21 protein-coding genes and 1 pseudogene are annotated in these 24,521 nt (G+C 70.3%); 14 read left to right on the top strand and 8 right to left on the bottom strand.

The features are described from left to right. The 3 genes and pseudogenes from ACIBK0_RS31110 to ychF form a co-directional block, all read right to left on the bottom strand. On the bottom strand, nt 1-2,373 hold the full coding sequence (locus ACIBK0_RS31110; RefSeq protein WP_399087241.1) for an SNF2-related protein: 2,373 nt from the start codon (nt 2,371-2,373) through the stop codon (nt 1-3). Nucleotides 2,374-2,923: 550 nt separating this feature from the next. Further along, a pseudogene (locus tag ACIBK0_RS31105) lies at nt 2,924-3,119 on the bottom strand (Txe/YoeB family addiction module toxin). Between the two features lie 142 nt (nt 3,120-3,261). Continuing rightward, on the bottom strand, nt 3,262-4,350 hold the full coding sequence (gene ychF, locus ACIBK0_RS31100; RefSeq protein WP_399087239.1) for a redox-regulated ATPase YchF: 1,089 nt from the start codon (nt 4,348-4,350) through the stop codon (nt 3,262-3,264). 223 nt (nt 4,351-4,573) lie between these two features. On the opposite strand from ychF, the gene ACIBK0_RS31095 reads away from it, so the two are divergent. Next, complete coding sequence (locus ACIBK0_RS31095) at nt 4,574-5,122, top strand: DUF6542 domain-containing protein (protein WP_399087237.1); 549 nt, start codon at nt 4,574-4,576, stop codon at nt 5,120-5,122. Nucleotides 5,123-5,175: 53 nt separating this feature from the next. Here ACIBK0_RS31095 and ppgK read toward each other — a convergent pair whose 3' ends face one another. Beyond that, complete coding sequence (gene ppgK, locus ACIBK0_RS31090) at nt 5,176-5,925, bottom strand: polyphosphate--glucose phosphotransferase (protein WP_399087235.1); 750 nt, start codon at nt 5,923-5,925, stop codon at nt 5,176-5,178. A gap of 29 nt (nt 5,926-5,954) precedes the next feature. Then, complete coding sequence (locus tag ACIBK0_RS31085; RefSeq protein WP_399087233.1) at nt 5,955-6,983, bottom strand: 4-hydroxy-3-methylbut-2-enyl diphosphate reductase; 1,029 nt, start codon at nt 6,981-6,983, stop codon at nt 5,955-5,957. Between the two features lie 95 nt (nt 6,984-7,078). Between ACIBK0_RS31085 and ACIBK0_RS31080 the strand changes: the two genes are divergently transcribed. From ACIBK0_RS31080 to ACIBK0_RS31060, 5 genes are all read left to right on the top strand, one after another. After that, nucleotides 7,079-8,458 carry an APC family permease gene (locus ACIBK0_RS31080; protein WP_399087231.1) on the top strand — a complete coding sequence of 460 codons (1,380 nt, stop codon included), beginning with the start codon at nt 7,079-7,081 and terminating at the stop codon, nt 8,456-8,458. Nucleotides 8,459-8,492: 34 nt separating this feature from the next. Next, nucleotides 8,493-8,828: a MarR family winged helix-turn-helix transcriptional regulator gene (locus tag ACIBK0_RS31075; protein ID WP_399087229.1), complete on the top strand. Its 336-nt coding sequence runs from the start codon at nt 8,493-8,495 to the stop codon at nt 8,826-8,828. 53 nt (nt 8,829-8,881) lie between these two features. Next, nucleotides 8,882-10,090 (top strand): exodeoxyribonuclease VII large subunit, encoded by a 1,209-nt coding sequence (xseA, locus tag ACIBK0_RS31070; protein WP_399087227.1) that lies wholly within the window; start codon nt 8,882-8,884, stop codon nt 10,088-10,090. Nucleotides 10,091-10,099: 9 nt separating this feature from the next. Beyond that, entirely contained in the window at nt 10,100-10,339 is a 240-nt protein-coding gene (locus ACIBK0_RS31065) for an exodeoxyribonuclease VII small subunit (protein ID WP_399087225.1), read from the top strand. A gap of 140 nt (nt 10,340-10,479) precedes the next feature. Then, nucleotides 10,480-11,070 (top strand): malonic semialdehyde reductase, encoded by a 591-nt coding sequence (locus tag ACIBK0_RS31060; protein ID WP_399087223.1) that lies wholly within the window; start codon nt 10,480-10,482, stop codon nt 11,068-11,070. A 69-nt stretch (nt 11,071-11,139) separates the two neighbouring features. Here ACIBK0_RS31060 and ACIBK0_RS31055 read toward each other — a convergent pair whose 3' ends face one another. Then, nucleotides 11,140-11,658, bottom strand: a complete 519-nt coding sequence (locus tag ACIBK0_RS31055) for a DUF4245 domain-containing protein (RefSeq protein ID WP_399087221.1) — start codon at nt 11,656-11,658, stop codon at nt 11,140-11,142. Nucleotides 11,659-11,784: 126 nt separating this feature from the next. Here ACIBK0_RS31055 and glpX point away from each other — a divergent pair, with 126 nt between their 5' ends. Beyond that, entirely contained in the window at nt 11,785-12,819 is a 1,035-nt protein-coding gene (gene glpX / locus ACIBK0_RS31050) for a class II fructose-bisphosphatase (RefSeq protein ID WP_399087219.1), read from the top strand. 75 nt (nt 12,820-12,894) lie between these two features. Here the strand turns inward: glpX and ACIBK0_RS31045 are convergent, their stop codons facing one another. Then, nucleotides 12,895-13,266, bottom strand: coding sequence for a WhiB family transcriptional regulator (locus tag ACIBK0_RS31045; protein WP_399087217.1), 372 nt, complete (start codon nt 13,264-13,266; stop codon nt 12,895-12,897). A gap of 199 nt (nt 13,267-13,465) precedes the next feature. Continuing rightward, nucleotides 13,466-14,218 carry a DUF1707 domain-containing protein gene (locus ACIBK0_RS31040; RefSeq protein WP_399087215.1) on the bottom strand — a complete coding sequence of 251 codons (753 nt, stop codon included), beginning with the start codon at nt 14,216-14,218 and terminating at the stop codon, nt 13,466-13,468. Nucleotides 14,219-14,383: 165 nt separating this feature from the next. Between ACIBK0_RS31040 and ACIBK0_RS31035 the strand changes: the two genes are divergently transcribed. From ACIBK0_RS31035 to ACIBK0_RS31005, 7 genes are all read left to right on the top strand, one after another. Next, entirely contained in the window at nt 14,384-16,051 is a 1,668-nt protein-coding gene (locus ACIBK0_RS31035; protein WP_399087213.1) for a fumarate hydratase, read from the top strand. A gap of 156 nt (nt 16,052-16,207) precedes the next feature. Further along, nucleotides 16,208-16,753 (top strand): SH3 domain-containing protein, encoded by a 546-nt coding sequence (locus ACIBK0_RS31030; protein WP_399087211.1) that lies wholly within the window; start codon nt 16,208-16,210, stop codon nt 16,751-16,753. Between the two features lie 217 nt (nt 16,754-16,970). Further along, nucleotides 16,971-17,780, top strand: a complete 810-nt coding sequence (locus tag ACIBK0_RS31025) for a DUF2690 domain-containing protein (protein WP_399087209.1) — start codon at nt 16,971-16,973, stop codon at nt 17,778-17,780. 107 nt (nt 17,781-17,887) lie between these two features. Continuing rightward, entirely contained in the window at nt 17,888-19,291 is a 1,404-nt protein-coding gene (locus ACIBK0_RS31020) for a class II fumarate hydratase (protein WP_399087207.1), read from the top strand. 116 nt (nt 19,292-19,407) lie between these two features. Beyond that, nucleotides 19,408-20,100 (top strand): DUF402 domain-containing protein, encoded by a 693-nt coding sequence (locus tag ACIBK0_RS31015; protein ID WP_399087205.1) that lies wholly within the window; start codon nt 19,408-19,410, stop codon nt 20,098-20,100. A 310-nt stretch (nt 20,101-20,410) separates the two neighbouring features. Further along, on the top strand, nt 20,411-22,636 hold the full coding sequence (locus tag ACIBK0_RS31010) for a SpoIIE family protein phosphatase (RefSeq protein WP_399087203.1): 2,226 nt from the start codon (nt 20,411-20,413) through the stop codon (nt 22,634-22,636). A 152-nt stretch (nt 22,637-22,788) separates the two neighbouring features. Further along, a complete protein-coding gene (locus ACIBK0_RS31005) occupies nt 22,789-24,252 on the top strand; it encodes a catalase (RefSeq protein WP_399087201.1) in 1,464 nt (487 codons plus the stop codon). Nucleotides 24,253-24,521 lie beyond the last annotated feature (269 nt).

Genomic DNA, 24,521 nt, shown 5'->3' with positions numbered 1-24,521 from the left:
TCAGCCCTCTGCGGCCAGCCGCCGCTGCTCCTCCTCGACGATGCGTCGGGCGAGCCCGGCGTCCGACACATCGACCGCGTCCGGTGTCGCCTCCGCCATGTCGCTGCGACGGGCGTAGGCGTCGAAGAGCCGGTCCTTGTTCCGCAGGATGTGCAGAAGGCGGTCGTCCACGCTGTCGGTCGCGAGGAGGCGGTGCACCTGAACCGGGCGGACCTGGCCCATGCGGTGGGCACGGGCCACGGCCTGGTGCTCCAGGGTCGGTTTGACCTGGGGCTCGCAGAGGACGACGACGGACGCCGCCTGCAGATTGAGGCCGACGCCGCCGGCCTCGATCTGGCAGAGCAGCACCGCGTGCCCGTCGGCCGCCGCGAACTCGTCGACGAGGCGCTGGCGGTGGGCGGCGGGCACGCTCCCCGATATCGGCCCGAACACACCGTCGCCCGGGGTGTGCCGGGCGGTGGCGTCCAAGGTCTCGCGGACCGTGGCGAGCACGTCGCGGAAGTAGGAGAACACGACGACCTTCAGCCCGTTCACCGCCGCCTCGGACACCAGCTCGCGCAGTCGCTGGAGCTTGGCGGACTTCTCCGCGTCGGCGTACGCGGCCCTGCGCATCGCCATGAAGTTCCCGGCCTCGACCGCCTTCCGGTACGCCTCCTGGTCGGCCGCGCTGAACTCCTCCCACTCGTCGACCTGAAGCAGCGCGGGCAGTTCGGTGAGGACATCCTGCTGGTTGCGGCGCAGATAGGCCGGGGCGACGGATCTGCGGAAGGCGTGCGGACCGGCGGCCGCGCTGCTGTTCCGGATCTCGGGCAGCAACTCGGGGCGGAGGTAGCGGACGAGGCTGCGGAACTCCTCGACGCGGTTCTCCATCGGGGTACCCGTGAGGAACAGGACGCGGTCGCAGCGGTCGGTCCAGGCCGCGACGGCCTTGGAGCGACGGGCGTCCGGGTTCTTCACGTAGTGGGCCTCGTCGACGACGAGCATCCCCGGCGTCGCCGCGCCGTGGGAGGCCCCCGGCTTCGCGCCGTCGGGCGCGGGCAGGCCGTTTCTTCCGACGGGCGCGGGCAGGCCGTTTCTTCCGACGGCTGTGGGCAGGCCGTTTTCCCCGTTCGGCGCGGGCCGGCCGTTTCCGTTGGGCGTGGGCAGGCTGTGCAGCACGTCGTACGTGGTGATCGCGACGCCGCCGCGCTCCCGCCACTCGGCGTACGCGTCGTGCCGGTCGACGCCGTGCACCGGCAGGGCCCGCAGAGTGCTGCGCGCGCGGATCTCGCGGGTCCAGTTGATCAGCACGCTCGCCGGGCACACCACCAGGAAGTGGCTGTGTCCCTCCCCCGCGAGGTGGGCGAGCACGGCGATGGCCTGGACGGTCTTGCCGAGCCCCATCTCGTCGCCGAGCACGACCCGGCGCTGGGCCAGCGCGAAACGGGCGCCGAAGGACTGGTAGCCGCGCAGCGAGACCCGGCGGTGGGTGTCGTCGAGTGACTGCCCGTGGACACGCTCGACGACCTCCGACGGCAGGAAGCCCTCGGCGGCCTCGACGTCCGTCGTGTGCTCGGAGATCTCGGCGAGCTGGCTGTAGTACTCCGTGGAGCGCAGCTCGAAGTCGACCCAGGCCTCGATGTCGGAGGCCGGTTCCCGCAACAGGTCCGTGGACGCCTGCGCGAGCAGCAGCCGTACGTCCCGGGCGGCGGCGTCGGCCGTCAGCTCGCGAATCCCGGCGACCGCCGCGAACGCGCTCCGTCGGCGGCGCCGCCCCATGATCGCCAGCCGCAGCCATCCGGCGGCAGGTCGGGCCTCGGGCAGCAGCACGCCCAGCCGCTCGTCGAGCCGCTCGGCGGTATCCACCGCGCGCCGCAGCTCGGGCCCGGCCTCGACAAGCCTGCGCAGCGCGACGACCAGGGCGGTGGTGCGGGGCTCGGGGCTGTCCACGTCCATGCGTACGGAGACCGTGTCCTCGACCGCCCTGGCGATCTGGCGCGCGGCGGCGAGCGCCTGGTCGGCGGTCTGGGCACCGACCCCCGGGATCTGCCGCAGCTCGTAGCGGCTCGCCTCGTGGACCGCGCGCACCGAGGAGAGCCCGGCCGCCTCGACGGCCCCGAGGCGCAGCCGCCCCTCGGTGACGTCCTTCAGCCGGGAGACGGGGATCGACTCCAGCTCCTTGGCGACGAGTTCGGCCTGCAGCGGCGCCAGTGCCGCGCGCACCGCTTCCAGGGCGCGGGCGTGATCGGCGAGCACGGTGCGCGCGGACTCGTGCAGCCGCGCGGCTTCCGCGAGCAGGGCACGCGCCTTCCGTCCGACGGGCGGTTCCTCCCCGCCGGGACCGCCGCCGAGCCCCCGGGCCGGTCCGTCCGCCGCCTCCTCGACACCCGCCATGACACCCCTCATGTGCCGTCCGCACCGATGCGCGCATCCTTCCACGCGGCACTGACAGTCGAAGGCGGTGGAGAGGAGACGACAACCGCCCCGCTGCCCGGTGACAGCGACGGCGGGGCGGTTGCGGAGGGCCTTGCGGGATACCTTCGGGCCGAAGAGCGACCAGGGAGCGGACATCCGGTGTGGGGGCCGAACTCGCTTCGCCGGCAGGAGCTCGTGCTCGGCGCGCTCGACGCACACCGGGACGGGAGGGCGGTCGGGTGATTCGGCCCGATCGCACCCCCCTGCCCTTGGGCCGGGTGACTTCCGCATCGGCCGGCGTCATTGACTCCGAGCCGGTCCCGCGATGGAGCACGCCCTCCAGCGATGTCCGCCAGGGAGCGGCAGGCACGGCCCCGCCGACCGGTGAGTCACACACGAGCTGACATGTGTACGCCTCGCCCGACCGCCCTGACTCCAGAGCACCAAGAAAGGGGTCCACCCCCAAAGGCGAACCCCGGAAACTTCCGCTCCACATGGGAGCGCCAACCCAGTACGGACGACCCAGCGGTCAGTAGTGGTAGCGGGCCGCGATGATCACGATCTCCTTGTCCGTGACCAGGTCGGTGCTCGTCGTCGATCCGCCTCGACCATGCCCTGGGCAAGTGGTACTTGAGCGGCTCGGGCTTGCCGATCCCCGTGAAGGGGTCACGCTTGACGTCTTCGATGAGCTTGTTGATCCGAGCGAGCATCTTGCGGCCGCTCATGCGGCGCCAAATGGCTGTCGGCCTGTCCGAAAGCCCAGCACCATCCCGGCGCGGGAAACAGCAAGGGGTCGACTCCCGGAAGAGCCGACCCCATTTGACCCGCATGTTTGCCGGGTCGCCAACGTGGTGTTACTTCACCCACTCACACGTTGAAGCGGAACTCGACCACGTCGCCGTCCTGCATGACGTAGTCCTTGCCCTCCATACGGGCCTTGCCCTTGGCGCGGGCCTCGGCGACCGAGCCCGTCTCGACGAGGTCGTGGAAGGAGATGACCTCGGCCTTGATGAAGCCCTTCTGGAAGTCGGTGTGGATGACACCGGCGGCCTCGGGGGCGGTGGCGCCCTTCTTGATGGTCCAGGCGCGGGATTCCTTGGGGCCGGCCGTCAGGTAGGTCTGCAGGCCGAGGGTGTTGAAGCCGACGCGGGCCAGGGTCGCGAGGCCGGGCTCCTCGGCGCCCACCGACTCCAGGAGCTCCATCGCGTCCTCCTCGTCGAGCTCGGCGAGGTCCGCCTCCAGCTTGGCGTTGAGGAAGATCGCCTCGGCGGGGGCGACCAGGGCGCGCTGCTCGGCCTTGAAGTCGTCGTCGACCAGCTCGTCCTCGTCCACGTTGAAGACGTAGAGGAACGGCTTGGTGGTCAGCAGGTGCAGGTCGTGCAGCAGCTCCTCGTTGCCGGAGCCCTGGACGATGCCCTGCGAGAAGAGGGTGTCGCCCTTCTCCAGGATCTCCTTCGCCGCCTCGACCGCCACGACCTTGGGAGCGACGTCCTTCTTGATGCGCGACTCCTTCTGGAGGCGCGGCAGGACCTTCTCGATCGTCTGGAGGTCGGCGAGAATCAGCTCGGTGTTGATCGTCTCGATGTCGTCCTTGGGCGAGACCTTGCCGTCGACGTGCACGACGTTCTCGTCCTTGAAGGCACGGATGACCTGGCAGATCGCGTCGGACTCGCGGATGTTCGCGAGGAACTTGTTGCCCAGGCCCTCACCCTCCGAAGCACCCTTCACGATGCCCGCGATGTCGACGAAGTCGACTGTCGCCGGAAGGACGCGCTGCGAGGCGAAGATCTCGGCCAACTTGGTGAGGCGGGTATCCGGGACGCCGACCACGCCCACGTTCGGCTCGATCGTGGCGAACGGGTAGTTGGCCGCGAGCACGTCGTTCTTGGTCAGGGCGTTGAACAGGGTCGACTTGCCGACATTCGGCAGACCGACGATTCCGATCGTGAGCGACACGTTGCGACTTCCCGTACGTGAGGATGGGCGAAAGGCCCTCGGAGAGCGCGGGCCGATCCACCAGTCTACGGCGTGACCGGGCCCGCAAGGGCGACGCATCGAACGCATGGCCAAGGTCTGCTCATCGGCGTGTCTGAGGGGCTATTCCACACATAAAACGACCTAAGTTGGTCCAGTGGAGCAACACAGGACGCGTCCCCCTCGGCCGAGATCGCGACGTGGCATGCCCGTTCCCGCACAGGGCGGGCGCGGCGGGCACGTCGACGTCAGGCGGGGCGCCCCGGTGGCACGGCGGCCCGCGCCGCCGCTGGTCCATGCAGCGCGCAGGGTGCCGAACCCCCGGCTCACCGGGCTGGGCAGCGGGCTGTTCTGCGGTGCGTCGATGTTCGCACTCGGCTGCCTCGACCAGTTGCTGTTCGGGGCGTCGCTGATGGTGTACGGGATGTTGTTCCTGCCGGTGTGTGCGCTGACCGCGGTGTGGGTGCGGCGGGGGGACCTCGTGACCGCGCCCGTCGTCGTACCGCTCGCGTTCACCTTCGGGCTGCTGGCGGTCGCCGACCACAGCGGGGGGATCGCGGGCCGTGTCATGGGGCTCTTCACCGCGCTCGCCACCCAGGCGGGGTGGCTGTACGGGGGGACGCTGATCGCGGGGCTGATCGTGACCGTCCGCAAGGTCGCGCTCATGAGCCGCCGGGCCGCTCAGCGCAGGGCCCAGGCCGCCGCTTCGCGCCGAGCCTTCCCACCTTCCCGACCGTCTCGGCCGACCGGGTAGCCGGACTCGAGACGACGCCGGGGAGGCCTGGCCCTCGGTCCTCGGAGCCGCGGCTACTGCGCCGTCTTCGCGGCTCTCATCGCCGCTCCCACGATTCCCGCGTTGTTCCGCAGCTGGGCCGGGACGATCTCCGCCTTGATGCCCTCGATGAGGGGCAGGAACCTGTCGGCCTTACGGCTGACGCCGCCGCCGATGATGAAGAGCTCGGGCGAGAAGAGCATCTCCACGTGGGCGAGGTACTTCGTGACGCGGCGGGCCCAGTGCTCCCACGTGAGCTCCCCGTCGTCCTTGGCCTTGGTGGAGGCGCGCTTCTCCGCGTCGTGGCCGTTCAGCTCCAGGTGGCCCAGCTCCGTGTTCGGGACCAGCTCGCCGTCGATGAAGAGCGCGCTGCCGATGCCCGTGCCGAAGGTGAGGAGGATGACCGTGCCCCGGCGGTCGCGCCCGGCGCCGAACTGTATCTCGGCGACGCCCGCCGCGTCCGCGTCGTTCAACACGGTTACCGGAAGGCCGCCCAGCCGTTCGCTCAGCAGGGCCCGCGCATCGGTGTCGATCCAGTTCTTGTCGACATTGGCCGCCGTACGGATGGTGGCACCGGCAGTGACCACCCCGGGGAACGTGATGCCGACCGGACCCGTCCAGCCGAAGTGGCCGACGACCTCCTTCACACCGTCGGCCACCGCGTCGGGCGTCGCCGGATGCGGAGTGAGCACTTTGTAGCGCTCCTCCGCCAAGTCGCCGCGGTCCAGGTCCACAGGAGCGCCCTTGATCCCGGAACCGCCGATGTCCACACCGAAGATCTGCATGGCCCTACGTTACGTCGTACGACTGACAGTCACTTCTCGGAGGAGGCCTCGGAGAGCGCCGTGCCCGTGCGCTGCTCCACCAGCGCGGCCGCCTCCGCGCGCAGATCACGGCGCAGCTCCTTCGGCAGCGAGAAGGTGATGGACTCCTCGGCCGCCTTGACGATCTCCACGTCCTCGAAGCCGCGCCGCGACAGCCATTCCAGGACCTGCTCGACCAGGACCTCCGGGACCGAGGCGCCCGAGGTGACGCCGACCGTCGTCACACCCTCCAGCCACGCCTCCTCGATCTCGTCGGCGAAGTCCACGAGGAACGCGTCGCGCGCGCCCGCGAGCTTGGCGACCTCGACGAGCCGCTTGGAGTTGGAGGAGTTCCGCGAGCCGACCACGATCACCAGGTCCGCTTCCGCGCCCATCTGCTTCACGGCCAGCTGTCGGTTCTGCGTCGCGTAGCAGATGTCGTCGCTGGGCGGGGAGATGAGCTGCGGGAACTTCTCCTTCAGCGCGTCGACCGTCTCCATGGTCTCGTCGACCGACAGCGTGGTCTGGGAGAGCCAGACCACCTTGGAGGGGTCGCGGACCTCGACCTTGGCGACGTCCTCGGGACCGTCGACCAGGGTGATGTGGTCCGGCGCCTCACCGGAGGTGCCGATGACCTCTTCATGGCCCTCGTGCCCGATGAGGAGGATGTCGAAATCCTCGTCGGCGAAACGGACGGCTTCCTTGTGGACCTTGGTGACCAGCGGGCAGGTCGCGTCGATGGTGGCGAGCCTGCCGGCCGCGGCCTCGTCATGGACGACCGGGGCGACGCCGTGCGCGGAGAACATGACGATGGACCCCTCGGGGACCTCCGCCGTCTGCTCGACGAAGATCGCGCCCTTCTTTTCCAGGGTCTGCACGACGTACTTGTTGTGGACGATTTCGTGGCGGACGTAGATCGGGGCCCCGTACTGCTCAAGAGCCTTCTCGACGGCGATCACGGCGCGGTCCACGCCCGCGCAGTAGCCCCGGGGAGCGGCGAGCAGGACACGGCGGCCAGGCGAAGCAGTCATGCGTCCCATCGTAAGGCCGCGCTCGGCAGGTCAAAGATCGCCTCCTTGGGGAGACTGATGGGGAGCCGGGAGGGGTGGGGCCTGCGCGACCCTCGGGAGGCACGATGTCCGGCACGGAGCCGGCGGCGGACACAGCCGGCCCGACCGGCGCGGAGCACGAACTGCGGCGCAGCCTCGGCTTCCGGGACCTCGTCGTCTACGGGCTGCTGTTCATCGCCCCCATGGCGCCGGTCGGTGTCTTCGGGACCCTCGACGCGAAGTCGCACGGGGCGGTGGCGCTGGTCTACGTCGTCGCCACCGTCGCGATGGCGTTCACCGCATTCAGCTACGCCCAGATGGTCCGCGTGGTCCCTCAGGCGGGCTCGGTGTTCGCCTACGCGCGCGCGGCGCTCGGAAAAGGGGCCGGGTTCATCGCCGGGTGGATGGCGATGCTGGACTATCTGCTCATCCCCGCGGTGGCGTACCTGTTCTCCGGGATCGCGATGAACTCCCTGGTTCCGGGCGTCTCCCGGTGGGTGTGGACGGCGTTCGCCGTGGTCATCACCACGGTGTTGAACCTGTGGGGTGTGCGGGCCGCAGCACGAGTCGGCTTCCTGGTGCTCGCGATGGAAATCGTGGTCCTTCTTGTCTTCGTCGTGTCGGCCGTCGTCATGCTCGCGCGTGACGGGGCCCACCGCGGGTGGCTGTCCCCGCTGTCCGGCGACGGCTCGCAGGGCGCGTTCGCCCTGTCGGCGGTGATCGGCGCCGTCTCGGTCGCCGTGCTGTCGTATCTCGGCTTCGACGCGATCGCGACGTTCGCGGAGGAGGCCACCGGCGGTTCGGAGAAGGTGGCACGGGCGGTGCTGTTCTGTCTGGCGCTGGCGGGTGTGCTGTTCGTTGTCCAGAGCTATCTGGTGGCGCTCCTTGAGCCGCTGTCGTCCGCGCAGCTCGCCGCCGATCCCGCGAAGCAGGGGGCGGCCTTCTACGACGCCGTGGACTCCTCGGTCGGGTCGTGGCTGCACAATCTGGTGGCCGTGAGCAAGGCGATCGGGGCCGCGTTCGCCGCGCTGGCCGGGCAGGCCGCGGCAGGGCGGCTCGTCTTCGCCATGGCTCGCGACCGGCGGCTGCCGCGGACGCTGTCGCGGACCGACTCGGGGGTGCCGCGGGCGGCGCTGCTGTGCGCGGCCGTCATCACGCTGGTCGCGGCGGTGTGGGCGGCTCGGCGCGACGACGGCCTCGACAAGCTGGTGTCGGTCGTCGACATCGGCGCGCTGACGGCGTTCACGTCGCTGCACGCGAGCGTGGTGGGCTGGTTCGCGGTGCGGCGGCTGGGCGGGCCGGTCGTGTGGTGGCGCCATGTCCTGATCCCCGTCGTCGGCGCCGGGATCACCGTCGCCGTGATCGTCGAGGCGTCCGGCACCGCCCAGGTGGTGGGCGCGATCTGGCTGGCGGTGGGGCTGGTGGTGCTGTTCGCCCAGCGAGGACGGGACGGGGCGGAGGCATAGGGCGCGTCGTGGGGATCGGGCCGGGACCGAGGTCGTGAAGCCCAAGCACGTGGGGCTGCTCTCCGTCATCGGCTCCGGCGCGCCCGCGTCGCAGCAGGACGTCGCCCGGACGATGGGCGTCGTGCCGAGCCTGGTGGTGACGCTCGCCGACCAGCTCGAAGAGCTGGGCGCCATCGACCGAGTACGTGACCCGGACGACCGGCGCCGCCACCGGCTCGGGCTGACACAAGAAGGGCGCGCCCTGCTCGCGGAATGCACGGCACGCGCGCGCGCCCTCGACGAGGAGCTGACCGCAGGACTGAGCACGGCGCAACGAGACGCGCTGGCCCGCGCGATGGGCGTACTGGCGCGCGAGGCCGGGCTCCCGTAAACCGTGCCTCAGGAGTGCGGGCACTGTCGGTGGTGGCGGTTACGCTCGGGCGCATGGCTCTCAACACGTCCGCGGACGCTCCGCTGCCCGTCGGTGAGGTGTCGCGGCTCATCGGGGGGTGGATCGACCGGCTCGGCGCGGTGTGGGTCGAGGGGCAGATCACCCAGTTGTCGCGGCGCCCGGGCGCGGGGGTCGTCTTTCTGACGCTGCGCGATCCGTCGTACGACATCTCGGTGAGCGTGACCTGCTACCGGCAGGTGTTCGACGCCGTCGCCGACGTGGTGAGCGAGGGCGCCCGTGTCGTCGTCCACGCGAAGCCCGAGTGGTACGCGCCTAGGGGACAGTTGTCGCTGCGGGCCGCCGAGATAAAGCCCGTGGGTGTCGGTGAACTGCTCGCCCGGCTCGAGCAGTTGAAGAAGTCGCTGGCCGGTGAGGGACTGTTCGCGGCCGACCGCAAGAAGCCGCTGCCCTTCCTGCCGCAGCTCATCGGGCTGGTGTGCGGGCGGGCCTCGGCGGCGGAACGCGACGTGCTGGAGAACGCGCGGCACCGCTGGCCGGCCGTCCGCTTCGAGGTCCGCAACGTCGCCGTGCAGGGCGTGCACGCGGTGCCCCAGGTCGTGCAGGCCGTGAAGGACCTGGACGCGCTGGACGACGTCGACGTGATCATCGTGGCGCGGGGCGGCGGCAGCGTGGAGGACCTGCTGCCGTTCTCGGACGAGCAGCTCGTGCGGGCGGTCGCGGCCTGTCGTACGCCGGTCGTGTCGGCCATCGGGCACGAACCCGACAACCCGCTGCTCGACCACGTGGCCGACCTGCGCGCGTCCACGCCGACCGACGCCGCCAAGAAGGTCGTGCCGGACGTCGGCGAGGAGTACGAGCGGGTGCGGTTCCTGCGGGACCGGGCGCGGCGCAGCGTCCAGTCCTTCATCGAGCGGGAGGAGCGCGGCCTCGCGCACGCGTTGGCCCGGCCCTCCATAGAGGATCCGCACCGCATGGTCGATGAGCGGGCGGACCAGGTGGCCGCCCTGCTGGACCGCGGCCGGCGCACCCTCGGGCACCTCCTCGACCGCGCCGACTCGGAGCTGACACACACCCACGCGCGCGTGGTGGCCCTCTCCCCCGCCGCGACCCTCCAGCGGGGGTACGCGGTGCTGCAGAAGGCCGACGGCCATGTCGTCCGGGGGCCGGACGAGGTGGCGGCGGGCGAGGAGCTGCGGGCGCGGGTCGCCGAGGGTGAATTCTCCGTACGAGTCGATGCATAGGGTGGGCGCATGACCAGCAAGGTGAACGAGGCGCTCGGGTACGAGCAGGCGCGGGACGAGCTCATCGAGGTGGTACGCCGTCTGGAGGCGGGCGGTACGACCCTGGAGGAGTCCCTCACCCTGTGGGAGCGGGGCGAGGAGCTGGCCAAGGTGTGCCGGCGGTGGCTCGAGGGCGCACGGGCGCGGCTGGACGCTGCGCTGGCCGAGGAGGAGCAAGAGGGCGCGGGCGGCTCGGCCGACTCCGAGTAGCGGCAGTTCTTGAAAGTTGAAGCACATGTGAAGTGGATCACTTCGGGCGAGTTTTGGTTGAAGCTTAAACCTTCATGTCATACCTTCGGGAGCACAATCCGATCCCCCCGGATCCCCGCTCGTCCCGAGAAGGTTTCACCATGTCTCTCGTTCTTGACCCCACCGCCCAGGACCTGCTGTTCCGCGAGGCCCGCACCGCGAACACGTTCACCGACGAGCCGGTGACCGACGAGCAGGTGCAGGCAATCTACGACCTGGTCAAGTACGGCCCGACCTCCATGAACCAGTCGCCGCTGCGCGTGACCCTGGTCCGCTCCCCCGAGGCCCGCGAGCGTCTCGTGCAGCACCTGGCCGAGGGCAACCAGCAGAAGACCGCCGCCGCCCCGCTGGTCGCGATCCTCTCCGCGGACAACGAGTTCCACGAGGAGCTGCCGGAGCTCTTCCCGCACTTCCCGCAGGCCAAGGACCTCTTCTTCGGCGAGCGCTCGGTGCGTGAGGGCAGCGCCGCCCTGAACGCCGCCCTGCAGGCCGCGTACTTCATCATCGGCGTCCGCGCCGCCGGCCTCGCCGCCGGCCCGATGACCGGTCTCGACTTCGCCGGCGTCCAGAAGGAGTTCCTGGACGACGACCACACCCCGCTGATGGTCGTCAACATCGGCAAGCCGGGCGAGGACGCCTGGTTCCCGCGCTCCCCGCGCCTGGAGTTCGACCAGGTCGTCACGACGGTCTGATCCTTTCCGCAGGTACGATGAGGGCCCCCGGCAATGGCGCCGGGGGCCCTCATCGCGTTTCCGAACGGTTCAGGACGTCTTCAGCGCCTGCGCCAGCTTCGTCAGTTGGGCGAACGACGCGGTGCCGGTCACCACCGTCGTGGAGCCCTTGCCCTTGAGCACCAGGGCGTCGTAGCGACCCCCCGTGTACCGCTGCCACGTCTGGTCGCCGATCCGCTGGGTGGTCTTCGTTTCCTCGGCGCCCTGGCTGGCCGTGTCGATGAAGACGGCCGGCTTCTGAGTGGACTGCTCGATCGCCGCGTACTGGCCGTCGGGGTCATGGAAACCCAGGTGCCAGGTGTCGAACTGAGAGCCGTCGTACCGCACGGACGTCGCCTTCCACGTCCGGGGCAGACCCTCGGGTGCCGCGACGGGATAGCTCGCCGCGCGGCGCGCCGTGAGGAGCTCGACACGGTAGTCGACACGCTTGAGGGGAGGCTCGGAGTCGTCGTGCGGGATGAAGATGTAGATGACGCCCGCCATGAGCCCGATGAGGCCCAGGGAGAGAATCATGTCCCGGACCGACTGTTTGCCTTTCGTACCTGCCACGTACCTATCGTCGCAGGTGCCCTGGCCTGCTCATCCGTGGGGCCCCCTGCTCATTTTGTCAGCCTGACGATAGAGTCGGGACACACCCTCATCCGGCCGTCGTCGTATCAGAAAGGATGCGTCTCGATGACCGAGAATCATCAGCTGCCGTCCGAACTCGAGGTCCCTTCCGAGGCCCCCGACCGAAATCTCGCCCTGGAACTGGTCCGCGTCACCGAGGCCGCCGCCATGGCCGCGGGCCGCTGGGTCGGCCGCGGCGACAAGAACGGCGCCGACGGCGCCGCTGTCAGGGCCATGCGGACCCTCGTCTCCACCGTCTCGATGAACGGCGTCGTCGTCATCGGTGAGGGTGAGAAGGACGAGGCCCCGATGCTCTTCAACGGGGAACGCGTCGGCGACGGAACCGGTCCCGAGTGCGACATCGCCGTCGACCCGATCGACGGCACCACGCTCACCGCCAAGGGCATGTCGAACGCGATCGCTGTGCTGGCCGCCGCCGACCGCGGCACCATGTTCGACCCGTCCGCGGTCTTCTACATGGACAAGCTGGTCACCGGCCCGGAGGCCGCCGACTTCGTCGACATCAACGCGCCCGTGTCGGTGAACATCCGGCGCGTGGCCAAGGCCAAGCGCTCCACGCCCGAGGACGTCACGGTCGTCATCCTCGACCGGCCGCGCCACGACGGGATCATCAAGGAGATCCGGGAGACCGGCGCGCGCATCAAGCTGATCACCGACGGCGATGTCGCCGGCTCGATCCTGGCCCTGCGCGAAGGCACCGGCATCGACCTGCTGCTGGGCATCGGCGGCACCCCCGAGGGCATCATCTCGGCCTGCGCGGTCAAGTGCCTCGGCGGCACCATCCAGGGCAAGCTGTGGCCCAAGGACGACGAGGAGCGGCAGCGGGCGATCGACGCCGGTCACGACCTGGACCGCGTGCTGACCACGAGTGACCTGGTCTCCGGCGAGAACGTCTTCTTCGTCGCCACCGGCATCACCGACGGCGAGCTGCTGCGTGGGGTGCGGTACCGCGCCGAGACCGCGACGACCGAGTCGATCGTCATGCGGTCCAAGTCGGGCACGGTCCGGCAGATCACCTCGGAGCATCGGCTCAGCAAGCTGCGGGCCTACAGCGCGATCGACTTCGACCGGGCGAAGTAGTTCCGGCCGGGTTCGCCGGGCAACGGGAAAGGGGCGCTCCCTGTGCGGAGGGGCGCCCCTTTCCCGTACGTACGGTCAGCCGGCCGCCGCTATCGTCCCCCGCGTGGCCTTCTTGAGTTCCAGTTCGCGCCGGCGGCGTCGGGCGAGCACCACGCGGCGCTCGGCGGCGGTGAGGCCGCCCCAGACTCCGTACGGCTCGGGTTGCAGCAGCGCGTGTTCGCGGCACTCGACCATCACCGGGCAGCGGGCACAGACGCGTTTCGCCGCCTCCTCACGGGACAGCCGGGCGGCAGTGGGCTCCTTGGAGGGGGCGAAGAACAGGCCGGCTTCGTCTCGTCGGCACACGGCTTCCGTGTGCCATGGGGCCTCCTGATCCCTGTCCCGCACTGGCGCCCGCTGGGCCGGAACGGCAGCTACCTGCAGAGACTGATGCGGCGGTTGCAGCACGGTCTACTCCTGACGACGGCTTCGCGAGCGTGCCGGGCACCGCGGAAAGGTCCACAGCGCCCTCCAAGAGACGATGCAGCAAGGCCTACCCGCTGTGCGCGCGCCTATGCACTGAGTTCCGAAGCCCGGGATTTCTCGTTCGCGCCAAGACCGGTACAACTGGACCAATCCGCTGCCGGAGCCCCCGAATTCACAAGCGTCAACGGTCCAGGTGCTTGCGCAAACTCCTGTCCACCCGGTCGGCCACCCGTTCGGTCACGCGGCCCGTCACCCGGTCGAGGATGTCGGTGACCAGCTTGCCCCGCTTGGGCCTTGCCTCGACATTGCCCAGCACGGCCAGACCGTCGACATAGACGACCGGTGCGTGTGGGTCGCCCGAATCCAGCGTGTCCACTTCGAAGTTGCCCAGTACCCCGCCGCCGTTGCCCCGCAGTGAGACGTTCTCCGGGACGCGGATCTCCACGTTGCCGAAGACCGAGATCGCCTTGATCACGACCTGCTGGTACTCGAAGATCGCCTCGCTCAGGTCTATCTCGACACTGCCGAAGACCGAGTACGCGTGGATACGGCGCCCGGCGCGCCAACGGCCCTTGCGGACAGCGGCGCTGAAGACCGCCACCACGTTCTCGTCGGCCTCCACCGGCATCGCGTCGGCGGTGGGGCGGTTGGGCGCGGAGGTGTACGCGGGGGTCGCGCGGCCCGTGTGGGCGGCGGGCAGGTCTCGTACGAAGTGGTCGAGTTCGCCCACCGTCTTCGTGGCCAGCACCCCCTCCACCCGCTCGGCGTGCTCCTCCGGGGTCAGGCGCCCCTCGGCGAGGGCCTCGCGCAGGATGTCGGCGATCCGGTCACGGTCGGCGTCGGAGGCACGGAGCTCGGCCGGCTCCGCCGCCAGGGATGCGGTCGGCTTCGCCGACGTGGGCGCGGTCGGGGCGGGGCTCTTCTGAAGGTCCACGACAGCAGCGTACCCAAACGCGATAGATCGCGACTAGGGGTGTGGACGACTGTCGGACAAGCAACTGAGCCTTACCTCACAGACTCGGTGTCCGTGCCAGGTTCTACGCTGGTGGACGCTGCCAATGGAGGCCAGCCGCTGTCTGTCGAGTGAGGAATGGGCGAGATGCCTGAGTTCGCGTACACCGATCTGCTCCCCCAGGGAGAGGACACCACCCCGTACCGGCTGGTGACCTCCGAGGGTGTCTCCACCTTCGAGGCCGACGGGCGCACGTTCCTCAAGGTCGAGCCGGAGGCGCTGCGCAAGCTCGCCGAGGAGGCCATCCACGACATCCAGCACTATCTGCGGCCCGCCCACCTGGCCCAGTTGCGGCGGATCATCGACGACCCGGAGGCGTCCGGCAACGACAAGTTCGTCGCCCTCGACCTCCTGAAGAACGCGAACATCGCCGCCGCGGGTGTCCTGCCCATGTGCCAGGACACCGGCACGGCCATTGTCATGGGCAAGCGCGGCCAGAACGTGCTCACACGGGGCGGCGACGAGGCGGCCCTCTCGCGCGGCATCTACGACGCGTACAAGAACCTGAACCTGCGCTACTCGCAGATGGCTCCGCTCACCATGTGGGAGGAGAAGAACACCGGCTCGAACCTGCCGGCGCAGATCGAGCTGTACGCGACCGACGGCGGCGCCTACAAGTTCCTCTTCATGGCCAAGGGCGGTGGCTCGGCCAACAAGAGCTTCCTGTACCAGGAGACGAAGGCCGTTCTGAACGAGGCCTCCATGATGAAGTTCCTGGAGGAGAAGATCCGTTCGCTCGGTACGGCCGCCTGTCCGCCGTACCACCTGGCGATCGTCGTCGGCGGAACGAGCGCCGAGTACGCCCTGAAGACCGCCAAGTACGCCTCCGCGCACTACCTGGACGAGATCCCGGCCGAGGGCTCCGAGCTCGGGCACGGCTTCCGGGACAAGGAGCTGGAGGAGAAGGTCTTCGAGCTGACCCAGAAGATCGGGATCGGCGCACAGTTCGGCGGCAAGTACTTCTGCCACGACGTCCGCGTGGTCCGCCTCCCCCGCCACGGCGCGTCCTGCCCGGTCGCCATCGCCGTGTCCTGCTCCGCCGACCGGCAGGCCGTCGCGAAGATCACCGCCGAGGGCGTCTTCCTGGAGCAGCTGGAGACGGACCCGGCGCGGTTCCTCCCGGAGACGACCGACGAGCACCTCGACGAGTCCTCCGACGTGGTCAAGATCGACCTGAACCAGCCGATGGACGACATCCTCGCCGAGCTCACCAAGTACCCGGTGAAGACCCGGCTCTCGCTCTCCGGCCCGCTCGTCGTGGCCCGCGACATCGCGCACGCAAAGATCAAGGAGCGGCTCGACGCGGGCGAGGAGATGCCGCAGTACCTGAAGGACCACCCGGTGTACTACGCGGGCCCGGCCAAGACCCCCGAGGGGTACGCGTCCGGCTCCTTCGGCCCGACGACCGCCGGGCGCATGGACTCCTACGTCGAGCAGTTCCAGGCGGCGGGCGGGTCCAAGGTGATGCTGGCGAAGGGCAACCGCTCCGCCCAGGTCACCAACGCCTGCGACACGCACGGCGGCTTCTACCTCGGCTCCATCGGCGGGCCCGCCGCCCGGCTCGCCCAGGACTGCATCAAGAAGGTCGAGGTCGTCGAGTACGAGGAACTCGGCATGGAGGCCGTCTGGAAGATCGAGGTCGAGGACTTCCCGGCGTTCATCGTGGTCGACGACAAGGGCAACGACTTCTTCCAGAACCCCGCCCCCGAGCCGACGTTCACCCACATTCCGGTGCGGGGTCCCGGGCTGACGTAACGTCCCGGGACGCCACAGCGTCGACACTCCGCCTGGATGCTGTCCCACTTCGTCCCAGGAACGAGTGGGACAGCATCTTTGCGAACTATGCCGGAAAAGCTCCGTGCTGACTGGATCACAGCCTGTGATCCGCAGGTCAACTCGGAGGGAAATCCCATGATTCGACGCACCTTGCGCAACGGTCTGGTGGCCGCGATCGCGGCCGTCGCCGTCTTTCCTGTGACGGCCGTCGCCTCCGCCGCCCCGGCACCGCAGGCTCCCGGCTGGGTCACGCCCACGCAGATCTCGACGCCGAGCTGGTACCCGACGGCCCCGCAGTCCTCGATTCCCGGCCTGCCCGGCGCCCGGCACGCCCAGCGGAAGGCGCCGAAGCGACACGCCCGACGCCACGTGACGACCCACGTACGGCACCACGTCACGACGCACTACCGGCGGTACCCCATGACGCACGCCCGGCGTCACGTCACGGCCCACACCTGGGGCCGCGTGGCCACCCACTACCTGCGGCTGAACGTCCGTTCCGGACCGGGGACCGGCTACCGGGTGATCGGCTCGCGCTCCATCGGCCACGTGGTGGCCATCACCTGCAAGAAGCAGGGCTCCTACGTCCTGGGCAACCGGCGCTGGTACAAGCTCGCCCACCACAAGGGCTACGTCTCCGCGCGCTACGTGCACAACCGCAGCGCCGTCCGCTGGTGCTGAAGGGCGCCGCTCCGCTCGGCCCCTGACATCCGGAACCTCCTGACGGGGTGTCCGTCACCCCGTCAGGAGGTACTACCGGTCAATCAGCCGATCACACCGCCTTCCGGTGGCAAAACAGCAGGTCAACTCCCCTTCATATTCCAGTGATCGTGGTGTGGCCCGGCGCCTTGCACGGGAAAGCATCAGGGCGGTCACCCCGGCACGGCGAGGGAGCGAGATGGAGAGCCACGTGATGGTCAAGAGGCAGCCGCTGCCCCACTCGTCGGGCGACGCGGAGCAACTCCTGGTGGAGCGACTGCGCGCCCTCAAGCAGCGGACGGGGCTGAGTCTGGCCGCGCTGGCCACAGCCACCCCGTTCAGCAAGTCGACCTGGCACCGCTATCTGAACGGCGACCAGTTCCCGCCGCGCGCAGCGGTCGACGCGCTCGGCCGGCTCGCGGACACCGACCCCGGTCCGCTCCTCGACCTGTGGGACGCCGCCGCCCGGGCCCAGTCCAGTGCGGCGAGCGCGCCGCAGCAGCCGCCGGGCCCGGAAGCATCCAGGCCGGAGGGCGCCCGGCGCCCCCGCCGGGGGAATCGCGCCTTCGTCGCCCTCGCGGCGGTGGCCGCCACGGTGGCGGTCACCGCCGGCGCGGCGGACGTCCTGGACTTCGACGAGGCGCCGGCGCCCCGGGCGGCCGCCTCCTGTCGCGGCAGCGGCTGCCAGGGAGAGTTCCCGACCGCCGAGACCTGCGGTCGGGACGCCCGGACGGAGAGCAGCGTCGTCAAGGGCGCCCAGGTCGTGCTGCTGCGTTTCTCCCCGTCCTGCGCCACGGTCTGGTCCGAGGTGCGCACCCGGGCCGGTGGCGCGCGGGAGATCTCGATCAGGTCGGGCCAGGACGAACTGTCCGCCACTTACGAGGGCGACAAGTCGGACGGATACACCAGCCCGATGCTGGCCGCCTCGAGCCCGCACGGGGCGCAGGCGTGCGCCAAGGTGGGCGGAAAGCCCGCGTGCACCGGCCTGTTCGGCGTTCCGCGCCGCTGACTCCCAGCGGGAGGACACCGTATGACGCAGGACACTCCGTTCCGGTCCTTCTGCCACGGGAACACGGGACAGGTCCGCGATGCTGTCCTCACTGGAGGTGATCGGCAATGGCCGATGAACAGGCAGAAGCCCCGTACCGGATCGAGCACGACTCCATGGGTGAGGTCCGCGTCCCCGCCGACGCGAAGTGGCGGGCCCAGACACAGCGGGCCGTGGACAACTTCCCGATTTCCGGGCAGCAGCTGGAGCGCGCCCACATCGAGGCCCTCGCCCGGATCAAGGCGGCCGCCGCGAAGGTGAACGGCGAGCTGGGGGTGATCGACAAGGACGTCGCGGAGGCGGTCCAGGAGGCGGCCGGTGAGGTCGCCGAGGGGCGCTGGGACGCGCACTACCCCGTCGACGTCTTCCAGACGGGATCCGGCACGTCCTCCAACATGAACACCAACGAGGTCATCGCCACGCTCGCGACCGAGCGGCTCGGCAGGGACGTACACCCCAATGACCACGTGAACGCGTCGCAGTCGTCGAACGACGTCTTCCCGTCCTCGATCCACATCGCCGCCACCGCCGCCGTGACCCGCGATCTCATTCCCGCGCTGGAGCACCTGGCCGGCTCGCTCGCGCGGAAGTCCGAGGAGTTCGCCGACGTCGTGAAGTCCGGGCGTACGCACCTGATGGACGCGACGCCGGTGACGATGGGGCAGGAGTTCGGCGGGTACGCGGCCCAGGTGCGCTACGGGGTGGAGCGGCTCCGGGCCTCGCTGCCGCGTCTGGCCGAACTGCCGCTCGGGGGGACGGCCGTGGGCACCGGGATCAACACCCCGCCCGGGTTCTCCGCCGCCGTCATCGCGGAGGTGGCCCGGGACACCGGGCTGCCGCTCACCGAAGCGCGCGACCACTTCGAGGCTCAGGGGGCGCGCGACGCGATCGTCGAGACCAGCGGGCAGCTGCGCACCATCGCCGTCGGGCTCACCAAGATCGCCAATGACCTCCGGTGGATGGCGTCGGGGCCGCGGACCGGACTGGCCGAGATCAGCCTTCCCGACCTCCAGCCGGGGTCCTCGATCATGCCCGGCAAGGTCAATCCCGTCATCCCCGAGGCCGTGCTGATGGTCGCCGCCCAGGTGATGGGGAACGACGCGACGGTCGCCGTCGCCGGGGCCGCGGGCAACTTCGAGCTGAACGTGATGCTGCCCGTCATCGCCAAGAACGTGCTGGAGTCGATCCGGCTGCTCGCCAACGTCTCGCGGCTGCTCGCCGACCGCACCGTCGACGGGATCGTCGCGCACCGCGAGCGGGCCCGCGAGTACGCCGAGTCGTCACCGTCCGTGGTCACCCCGCTCAACAAGTACATCGGGTACGAGGAGGCCGCCAAGGTGGCCAAGAAGGCGCTCGCGGAGCGGAGGACGATTCGCCAAGTCGTCCTGGAGTCCGGGTATGTGGAGCGCGGTGACCTCACGCTGGAACAGCTCGACGAGGCGCTGGATGTCCTGCGGATGACGCGTCCGTAACGGCGTTCGTCCCTTCGGCAGACGCCTGATGACACCTCCGTAACGTCCTGTGTCCGGCGCCGAGAACCGTGACGCGCGCCGCAGCGTCGTATGCCCGGGGCACCTAATATCTGGTCATGGCAGACGGTGGAGCGGTGAGAGACGTGGAAGCGGGCGGGTCGACGGCGCACTGGGCCCCCGGGAGTCAGATCCTGTGGCGGTACCGGGAGAACGCCGGCCCGCGCTTCCACATCTGCCGCCCCGTGACCGTCGCACGGGACGACGACGAGCTGCTCGCGGTGTGGATGGCGCCCGGCACGGAGTGTGTGAAGCCGGTGCTCGCCGACGGTACGCCGGTGCACGGGGAGCCGCTCGAGTCGCGCTACACCAAGCCACGCGCGGTGCGGCGCGACCGCTGGTTCGGCACCGGGGTACTGAAGTTGGCGCGGCCCGGCGACGCCTGGTCGGTGTGGCTGTTCTGGGAACGGGGCTGGCGTTTCAAGAACTGGTACGTGAACCTTGAGACCCCGCTGGCCCGTTGGGAGGGCGGGGTCGACTCCGAGGATCATTTCCTGGACATCTCCGTCCACCCGGACCGGAGTTGGCGCTGGCTCGACGAGGACGAGTTCGCGATGGCGCAGCGGGCTGGTCTGATGGACGCTCAAACGGCGGCTCGGGTAAGGGAAGCGGGGTGGTCGGCGGTGGACGTGATCCGCGCCTGGGGCGCGCCGTTCGCGGACGGCTGGCAGCACTGGCGCCCGGATCCGTCGTGGCCGGTTCCCGCCCTGCCCGATGACTGGGACCGTACGCCCGCGCACGTGTCCTCATGAGACCCTTGATGCGCCCCCGTGGTACAACCGTAGGATCGTCTTCCGCAAGGGCGCACGGCAGCAACAACTCCCGCAGTATGAGCCGGGCTTGACCATACGTCACCGAGGGGCGGCAGGACGTGAGCGAGGGGTACGAGGGCCACGACGGCGCGGCCCGCAGACGGCCGTGCCGACGGCGCGGGCTCGCATGGGCGGCCGCGCCCGTCGTAGGGCCAGGCCCCGACGACGCGCAGATTCCGTTCCCGGGACACACATTCCGGGTATCGGGGCTGCGGGACGAACTGCACGCACGGCGTGCAGCCCCGGACGGATGGATTCGACACGCGTGACGGAGCACCCCACCTCGCACGAGCGCCGCCAGCCCGGCGCCGGCCGGCCGCCCGCCCCCGCGGACCCCCGCGGGGCGCTCCTGCGTACCCCGGAGCAGCCGTCCACGCTGCCCGGCGCCACCGCGTTACCCGTCCAGGCCCGCACCGGCGACGCACCCAAGGGTCCCGGTACGACCACGTCGTACGGCAAGCACGGCCCCACCGGCGGTCAGACCTCCGCCGGCACCGACATGTCTCCTTCCTCCGGCTCCACTGCGTCCCCCGGCTCAGCCTCGGCCACCGGCTCCGCCTCGGTCCCCGGCGCCGGCGCGCCCACACCGCCGCCCGCCTCCCCCAGCTCCGAGCACTCCCAGCCCTCGGCCGCCGAGCCCGATCCGCACCGCCCGCGCCCCGTTCCCGAAGCCATCCCGGCGCAGCCGGCCAACGAGCAGGACCGGCCGTCGGGGAGCGCCGGCGGCAAGGACCGGCGCACCGGGCAGGGGCTGCCGCCGGGTGGCCCGATGCCGATGCGGCGCGACGGGGACCGGCTGCGCTTCGTGGGCGCCGCGACCCGCCGCATCGCCCGGGGCATCGACCTGGACGAGATCGTGATGGGCCTGTGCCGGGCCACCGTGCCGACGTTCTCCGACGCGATCCTCGTCTATCTGCGCGACCCGCTGCCCGTCGGCGACGAGCGGCCCACCGGCCCCGTCGTGCTGCGGCTGCGGCGCACCGACCGGATCCCCGAGGAGCGGGACACCGACGGCGGCTTCATGCCCGCGCTGCAGCCCGAGCCCAGCGAGCTGCAGGCGATGACCGCCGAGCTGTGCGAGGTGCGCCCCGGCGGTGCCCTCGCCGAGGTGCTGCGCGGCGTCCGGCCGGTGTTCGCGGACGCGCCCGCCGCCCGCGCCGCGCTGCCCGAGCTGCTCGGCGACGACCTGGTGGTGCCCGGCGGGCAGCGCGCGATCCTCGCCCCGCTGCGCGGTCGCCGCCGGGTGATCGGCGCGGCGCTGTTCCTGCGCCGTCCGGAGCGGCTGGCCTTCGAGGCCGACGACCTGCTGGTCGCCGCCCAGCTGGCCACGCACAGCGCGCTCGGCATCGACAAGGCGGTGCTGTACGGGCGCGAGGCGTACATCGCCGACGAGCTGCAGCGCACGATGCTGCCCGAGACGCTGCCGCGACCCACGGGCGTACGGCTGGCCTCCCGGTATCTGCCGGCCGCGGAGACCGCGCGCGTCGGCGGCGACTGGTACGACGCGATCCCGCTGCCGGGTAGCCGCGTCGCCCTCGTCGTCGGTGACGTCATGGGCCACTCGATGACGTCGGCGGCCATCATGGGCCAGCTGCGGACCACCGCGCAGACCCTCGCCGGGCTCGATCTGCCGCCGCAGGAGGTGCTGCACCACCTCGACGAGCAGGCGCAGCGGCTCGGCACCGACCGCATGGCGACCTGCCTGTACGCCGTCTACGACCCGGTCTCGCACCGCATCACCATCGCCAACGCGGGCCATCCGCCACCGGTCCTGCTGCATCTGGGCGGGCGGGCCGAGGTGCTGCGGGTGCCGCCGGGTGCCCCCATCGGCGTTGGCGGGGTGGATTTCGAGGCGGTGGAGCTGGACGCGCCCGCGGGCGCCACGCTGCTGCTGTACACGGACGGTCTGGTCGAGTCCCGCCTTCGCGACGTGTGGACCGGCATAGAGCAACTGCGGGAGCGGCTCGCGGCCACCGCGCAGCTGACCGGCCCCGACCATCCGCCGCCGCTCGAGGCGCTGTGCGACGAGGTGCTCGACATGCTCGGCCCGGGCGACCGGGACGACGACATCGCGCTGCTCGCCGCCCGCTTCGACGGGATCGCGCCGAGCGATGTCGCCTATTGGTTCCTGGAGCCGGAGGACGCGGCCCCGGGGCGGGCCCGTCGGCTGGCCCGGCGTGCACTGTCCCGCTGGGGCCTGGAGGACATGACCGACTCCGTGGAGCTGCTCGTCAGCGAGGTCGTGACGAACGCCGTGCGCTATGCGTCACGGCCGGTGACGCTACGGCTGCTGCGGACGGATGTCCTGCGCTGCGAGGTCGGCGACGACGTGCCGCAGCTGCCGCGGCTGCGGCAGGCGCGCGCCACGGACGAGGGCGGGCGCGGGCTCTACCTGGTCAACAGGCTGGCCAGGCGGTGGGGCGCGACACGGTTGAGCACCGGAAAGGTGGTCTGGTTCGAATTGAACCGCGGCTGAGGGGTACCCACGCGGGGCGCCCCCCAGCAGTCGTTCAGAATCGTGCCGGAGTTGGACCCAGTCCAAATGTTGCCGACATCCTGTCGGCGGAGTTGACTGCTGGGGTGAGCGAAGCGACCTAACCGACCCTCTTCTTCGACGGGAGGACGCTCGTGACGCAGGCACCCCAGAAGGCTCCGTACACCACGAACAACGTCGGAATTCCGGTGGAGAGCGACGAACACTCGCTCACCGTCGGACCCGACGGCCCGATCCTGCTCCAGGACCACTACCTCATCGAGAAGATGGCCCAGTTCAACCGGGAGCGAGTACCCGAGCGGGTGGTGCACGCCAAGGGCAGTGGCGCGTACGGATTCTTCGAAGTCACCAACGACGTCAGTCAGTTCACCAAGGCAGATCTCTTCCAGCCGGGCAAGCGCACCGAGATGCTGGCCCGCTTCTCCACCGTCGCTGGTGAGCAGGGCTCGCCCGACACCTGGCGCGACCCCCGCGGCTTCGCGCTCAAGTTCTACACAGAGCAGGGCAATTACGACTTGGTGGGCAATAACACCCCGGTCTTCTTCGTCCGTGACACGATCAAATTCCAGGACTTCATCCGCTCGCAGAAACGCCACCCCGCCACCGGGCTGCGCAGCAACGACATGCAGTGGGATTTCTGGACGCTCTCGCCCGAGTCGGCGCACCAGGTGACCTGGCTGATGGGCGACCGCGGGATCCCCAAGACGTACCGCCACATGAACGGCTACGGCTCCCACACCTATATGTGGATCAACGGCGCCGGTGAGCGGTTCTGGGTGAAGTACCACTTCAAGACCGACCAGGGCATCGACTTCCTCACCCAGGCCGAGGCCGACGAGCTGGCCGGGACGGACGGGGACCTGCACCGCCGGGACCTGTACGAGTCGATCGAGTCCGGGAACGCGCCGACCTGGAGTCTGAAGGTCCAGATCATGCCGTTCGAGGACGCGGTGGACTACCGCTTCAACCCGTTCGACCTGACCAAGGTCTGGCCGCACGGGGACTACCCGCTGATCGACGTCGGCCGGATGACCCTCAACAGGAACCCCGAGGACTACTTCATCCACATCGAGCAGGCCGCCTTCGAGCCCTCGAACCTGGTGCCGGGCATCGGGCCGTCTCCGGACAAGATGCTCCTCGGCCGGCTGTTCTCGTACCCGGACACCCACCGGTACCGGATCGGCCCCAACTACGCCCAGCTGCCGCCGAACCGGCCGCACGTCCCCACCAACTCGTACGCCAAGGACGGCCCGATGCGCTACGAGCCGTCGAACGCGTCCCGTCCGTACGCGCCCAACTCCTACGGTGGTCCCGCGGCCGACTACGGGCGCTTCGGCGACCCGGCGAGCTGGCAGACGGCCGGTGAGATGGTGCGCGAGGCGTACCAACTGCACCGCGAGGACGACGACTGGGGCCAGCCGGGCACGATGGTCCGCCAGGTCCTCGACGACGCGGCCCGCGACCGGCTCGTCTCGAACGTCAGCGGACACCTGAAGGCCGATGTGTCGCGCCCGGTCCTGGACCGCGCGGTGCAGTACTGGCGCAACATCGACAAGGAGATCGGGGACCGGATCTCCCAGAACGTCAACGGAGGCTGAGCACCAAGGAATTGGTCGTGGGGCCCGGGGGGGTGGTCGCGGGCCGGGCGCCCCCCCCGGGGGCCCGCCCCCCCGGGGCCGGGCCGGGGGACCCGCGGGGTGTGGGGCGCGGGGGGGGGGGGTGGGGGGGTGGCGGCGGGGGGCCCCCCCGGGGGTGGGGGGGGTGGATTTGGTGGCGGTGGGGATGCAGGCCCCGGCGGGCGCCACGCTGCTGCTGGACACGGACGGTCTGGTCGAGTCCCGCCTTCGCGACGTGTGGACCGGCATAG

The sequence above is a fragment of the Streptomyces sp. NPDC050564 genome, assembly GCF_044457265.1.
Lineage (GTDB): Bacteria > Actinomycetota > Actinomycetes > Streptomycetales > Streptomycetaceae > Streptomyces.
The sequence above is the reverse complement of the archived record's forward strand: the minus strand, read 5'-3'. Positions and strand labels throughout refer to the sequence as shown.

Excerpts from the sequence above, each read along its gene's own strand:
- ACIBK0_RS31025 (WP_399087209.1), top strand. The coding sequence starts at position 16,971 with ATGGAGAGCCACGTGATGGTCAAGAGGCAGCCGCTGCCCCACTCGTCG.
- ACIBK0_RS31080 (WP_399087231.1), top strand. The coding sequence starts at position 7,079 with ATGTCCGGCACGGAGCCGGCGGCGGACACAGCCGGCCCGACCGGCGCG.
- ACIBK0_RS31065 (WP_399087225.1), top strand. The coding sequence starts at position 10,100 with ATGACCAGCAAGGTGAACGAGGCGCTCGGGTACGAGCAGGCGCGGGAC.
- ACIBK0_RS31095 (WP_399087237.1), top strand. The coding sequence starts at position 4,574 with ATGCCCGTTCCCGCACAGGGCGGGCGCGGCGGGCACGTCGACGTCAGG.
- ACIBK0_RS31035 (WP_399087213.1), top strand. The coding sequence starts at position 14,384 with ATGCCTGAGTTCGCGTACACCGATCTGCTCCCCCAGGGAGAGGACACC.
- glpX (WP_399087219.1), top strand. The coding sequence starts at position 11,785 with ATGACCGAGAATCATCAGCTGCCGTCCGAACTCGAGGTCCCTTCCGAG.
- ACIBK0_RS31060 (WP_399087223.1), top strand. The coding sequence starts at position 10,480 with ATGTCTCTCGTTCTTGACCCCACCGCCCAGGACCTGCTGTTCCGCGAG.
- ACIBK0_RS31015 (WP_399087205.1), top strand. The coding sequence starts at position 19,408 with ATGGCAGACGGTGGAGCGGTGAGAGACGTGGAAGCGGGCGGGTCGACG.
- ACIBK0_RS31030 (WP_399087211.1), top strand. The coding sequence starts at position 16,208 with ATGATTCGACGCACCTTGCGCAACGGTCTGGTGGCCGCGATCGCGGCC.
- ACIBK0_RS31020 (WP_399087207.1), top strand. The coding sequence starts at position 17,888 with ATGGCCGATGAACAGGCAGAAGCCCCGTACCGGATCGAGCACGACTCC.
- ACIBK0_RS31110 (WP_399087241.1), bottom strand. The coding sequence starts at position 2,373 with ATGGCGGGTGTCGAGGAGGCGGCGGACGGACCGGCCCGGGGGCTCGGC.
- ppgK (WP_399087235.1), bottom strand. The coding sequence starts at position 5,925 with ATGCAGATCTTCGGTGTGGACATCGGCGGTTCCGGGATCAAGGGCGCT.
- ACIBK0_RS31010 (WP_399087203.1), top strand. The coding sequence starts at position 20,411 with ATGGATTCGACACGCGTGACGGAGCACCCCACCTCGCACGAGCGCCGC.
- ACIBK0_RS31085 (WP_399087233.1), bottom strand. The coding sequence starts at position 6,983 with ATGGGACGCATGACTGCTTCGCCTGGCCGCCGTGTCCTGCTCGCCGCT.
- xseA (WP_399087227.1), top strand. The coding sequence starts at position 8,882 with ATGGCTCTCAACACGTCCGCGGACGCTCCGCTGCCCGTCGGTGAGGTG.